The 3,798-nt window shown below is 74.6% G+C and carries 4 protein-coding genes; 1 reads left to right on the forward strand and 3 read right to left on the reverse strand.

Going from position 1 to position 3,798, the window contains the following annotated elements:
* The 3 genes from DQW06_RS00110 to DQW06_RS00120 all read right to left on the reverse strand — a co-directional run.
* The coding region (locus DQW06_RS00110) for a PfkB family carbohydrate kinase (RefSeq protein ID WP_255418198.1) at positions 1 to 216 on the reverse strand (216 nt) is incomplete at its 3' end.
* On the reverse strand, positions 213 to 1,040 hold the full coding sequence (locus tag DQW06_RS00115) for an exodeoxyribonuclease III (RefSeq protein ID WP_198662345.1): 828 nt from the start codon (positions 1,038 to 1,040) through the stop codon (positions 213 to 215). The genes DQW06_RS00110 and DQW06_RS00115, both read right to left, overlap by 4 nt.
* A gap of 133 nt (positions 1,041 to 1,173) precedes the next feature.
* A complete protein-coding gene (locus DQW06_RS00120) occupies positions 1,174 to 1,944 on the reverse strand; it encodes a DUF1963 domain-containing protein (RefSeq protein WP_013155162.1) in 771 nt (256 codons plus the stop codon).
* A 500-nt stretch (positions 1,945 to 2,444) separates the two neighbouring features.
* On the opposite strand from DQW06_RS00120, the gene DQW06_RS00125 reads away from it, so the two are divergent.
* Positions 2,445 to 3,677: a winged helix-turn-helix domain-containing protein gene (locus tag DQW06_RS00125; RefSeq protein ID WP_117197721.1), complete on the forward strand. Its 1,233-nt coding sequence runs from the start codon at positions 2,445 to 2,447 to the stop codon at positions 3,675 to 3,677.
* The last annotated feature ends 121 nt before the right edge of the window (positions 3,678 to 3,798 follow it).

The following is a 3,798-nucleotide window of genomic DNA, read 5'->3' on the forward strand; positions in this document are numbered from 1 at the left end:
CTCCCCGAAGGAGTCCTCGCCCACCGCGCCGAGGAAGGCCACGTCGGCCCCGGCCCTGGCCGCGGCCACGGCCTGGTTGGCGCCCTTGCCGCCGGGCACCTGGCGAAAGGCCGTGCCCGTGACCGTCTCCCCGCTGGCGGGCACCTGTTCGACGTAGGCGACCAGGTCCATGTTGACGCTGCCGAAGACCGCCACGCGCGGCGCCGCGGCGCTCACTTGCCCGCCTCCCTGGCCACGGCCTCGCCGGTGTCGCCGTCCAGGCCCACGATGACCGGGGCGTGGTCGGAGGCGCCCTTGCCCTTGCGCTCCTCGCGGTCGATGCTCGCGCCGCTGACGCGGTCGCGCAGCGCCGGGGAGGCGAGCACGAAGTCGATGCGCATACCCCTGCGCTTGGGGAAGGCCAGGCCCTTGTAGTCCCAGTAGGTGTACACGCCGGGACCCGGGGTGTAGGCGCGCACGACCTCGTCGAACCCGGCGCCGACCAGCTTGTCGAAGGCCACGCGCTCGGGCTCGGTGACGTGGGTGCTGCCCTCGAAGGCGGCCATGTCCCACACGTCCTCGTCGCGCGGGGCGATGTTGAAGTCGCCGACGTAGGCGATCTGGGCGCCGGGGTCGGCGGCCAGGCTGGCGGCGCCCGCCTCGCGCAGCGCCTCCAGCCAGCGGAGCTTGTAGGCGTAGTGGGGGTGGTCGACCTCGCGCCCGTTGGGCACGTACAGGCTCCACACCTGCACGCCCCCGCAGGTGGCGCCGATGGCGCGGGCCTCGGCCTCCTCGGGGTCGCCGTAGCCGGGCTGGCCGGGGAAGCCGATCCGCACGTCCTCCAGGCCGACGCGGGAGGCGATCGCGACCCCGTTCCACTGGGACAGGCCGTGGTGGGCCACCTCGTAGCCGCGGTCGGTGAGGACCGAGGCGGGGAACTGGTCGTCCCGGGCCTTGGTCTCCTGGATGGCGAGGACGTCGACGTCGCTCCGGTCCAGCCAGGCGCCGATCCGCTCGGCCCTGGCCCGGGCACTGTTCACATTCCATGTCGCGATACGCACAGCAGAAGGCTAGGCCATGGCGGCGACGGGACCGGCCTCGCCGGGGAGCCGGTCCCGCGTGTCCGCCACCGCGCCTGCGGCCTCGCCGGGACCGCGCGGAGCGGGCCGCGCCGCCGCGGCGCCCGCGCGGCCGTCAGGGGTGGGAGCCCAGCACCCCGCCCACCGCCTTCGTGAAGTCCATCGCCTCCAGGTCGTGCCGGTACATGACCCACACCGCGTACCCGGTCCAGCCGGGGGCGCCGTACATCCCGTAGTGGGCCTGGGCCAGCAGCACGCGCTCCCCTCCGTCCCGCTCGTAGTCCGCCGGGGTCTGGACGAAGGGCGGGTCCTGCGGCGAGTAGGCGTACCCGCCCAGGATCAGGTCGGACCGGCGCACGTGCTCCAAGCCGTCGTACTGGTCCAGCCGGTGCTCCCGGTAGACCCGCTCGGTCTCCCCGTCCGCGACGACGGCGCCGTCGGCACCCGTCGGCATGCTCCAGGCAGTCCGGGCGTAGAGGGGGTACGGATCGGTGTGGGGGGTGCCCTCGTCGGGGACGCGTTCGACCGCGGCCGCCCCCGAGGGGACGTGGACCACGGCGCCGTCGCCCGCGGACCCCTCCAGGTCGCACCGGTTGGCGAAGAACAGCAGGTGACCGTCCTGCGGCAGCGGGAAGTCGAGCACGTCCCGGGGCAGGGCCGCGCAGTCCACGGAGGCGATGAGGTCCGGGAAGCCGTTCCAGTCGACGTCCGGTGGGAGGACGGGGCGGCCGCCGTACCGCCCGGCGAGGACCCCGCCGCCGCCGTCCGCGGGACCCAGCCCGATCTGGGGGCGGGCCAGGCGCAGGCCCGTGTCGACGGCGTGCTCCGGCACGCCGCTCCTGCGGGCCGCGTCGCGGTACTCCTCGAAACTGTCCATGACGGACATGCTGTCGCATCGGGGGGACATCCCGCCGCGCGGGTGCGCGCGTGACGGGAACGCCCGGTCGGGGGCGGCGCGGTGGAGGGCGCGGACCCCGCGCGGACACGGACGGACCCGCGGCGAGCTTGTCCAGCCCCTTGCCCGCCGAGGTGGACCCCGCGCGGACGCAAGCGGGCACGCGACGGGGAAGGAGAAAACAGCCCTGTGGACAACGGGAGCACGGGGCTCCGGTCGGGGAGAATGCGAGGAGGCGACCGTTCGTGCCCCGCTCCTCGGGGGCGCGGGGCACGGGAACGGTCGTGGCCCCGGTGCGGCCGTCCTCCGCACCGGGGCGTGCGCGACTCCCGGCACGTGCCCGGTGGTTGTCGTCGCGCTCTGTTGGACGGCTTCCCACCCCCGGAGGTTCGCATTGGGTCAAAGGTTTTTCGGCACTCCCCGCCGGTCCGGCGCACGGGCCCCGCGGCCCGGAGGAACGGACTGTCGGCGGTCGGCGTTACGGTGGCGCAATGGCAGAACCGCACCCCCGCCGCGACGCGGAACTCTCCCTCTCCCAGGCGCGCAGGATCGCGCTCGCCGCCCAGGGGTTCAGCGACCCCCGGCCCGCCGGGAAGCCGACCCTCGCCCACCTGGCGCGGGTGGTGCGCAGGGTGGGCATCCTCCAGATCGACAGCGTGAACGTGCTGGCCCGCAGCCAGTACCTGCCGGTCTTCGCGCGCATGGGCGCCTACGACACCGCCCTGCTGGACCGGGCGACCACCTCCGCGACCGGGTCGGGGGCCGCGCGGCTGGTGGAGTGCTGGGCGCACGAGGCCAGCCTGGTGCCGCCCTCCACCCGCCAGCTCATGCGCCACCGGATGGAGCGCAACCGCGCCCAGGAGCGCGTGGGGTGGATGGACCGCATCCGGGAGGAGAAGCCCGAGCTGGTCAAGGCGGTGCTGGAGGAGGTGGTGCGGATCGGCCCGGCCAGCGCCCGGCAGGTGGAGGCGGCGCTGGCGCACGACGTGCCGCGCGCCAAGGACCACTGGGGGTGGAACTGGTCCGAGGTCAAGAGGTGCCTGGAGTACCTGTTCTGGGTGGGCGACCTGACCTCCAACGGGCGCAACGCGCAGTTCGAGCGGTTCTACGACCTGCCCGAGCGGGTGCTGCCGCCGGAGGTGTACGCGGCGCCGGAGACCACCCCGGAGGAGGCGCACCGGGAGCTGGTGTCGATCGCGGCCCGCGCCCACGGGGTGGCCACCGAGGCGTGCCTGCGCGACTACTTCCGCCTCAAGTCCACCGAGTCCCGGGCGGCCGTCTCCGACCTGGTGGAGGCGGGTGAGCTGGTGCCGGTGCGGGTGCGGGGCTGGGACCGCACGGCCTATCTGCACCGGGACGCCCGGGTGCCGCGCAGCGTGCGGGCGCGGGCGCTGCTGAGCCCGTTCGACTCGCTGGTGTGGACGCGCGACCGGGCGGAGGAGCTGTTCGGGTTCCGGTACCGGCTGGAGATCTACGTGCCCGCCGCCAAACGGGTGCACGGCTACTACGTGCTGCCGTTCCTGCTGGGCGAGGACCTGGTGGCGCGGGTGGACCTCAAGGCGGACCGCGCCTCGGGGACCCTGCTGGCGCAGCGGATCACGCTGGAGGACGGCGCGCCCGCCGAGACGCTGCCCGAACTGGTCGAGCAGCTGACCGAGATGGCGGCCTGGCTGGGCCTGTCCAACGGCGTCGGCGGCCCGGCGCTGGCCTCCGGCGGACGCTAGGCGCCGCCGTCGCCCCCGGGCCACGCGAGGGGCCCGTGTGCTCGCACATCCGCGAGCACACGGGCAGCGCGGTCCGGAGGGGCTAGCTGTACTGACCACGGAGGTTGGTAACACCCACCCC

Source organism: Nocardiopsis sp. TNDT3 (genome assembly GCF_003427465.1).
GTDB classification, from domain to species: Bacteria; Actinomycetota; Actinomycetes; order Streptosporangiales; family Streptosporangiaceae; genus Nocardiopsis; species Nocardiopsis dassonvillei.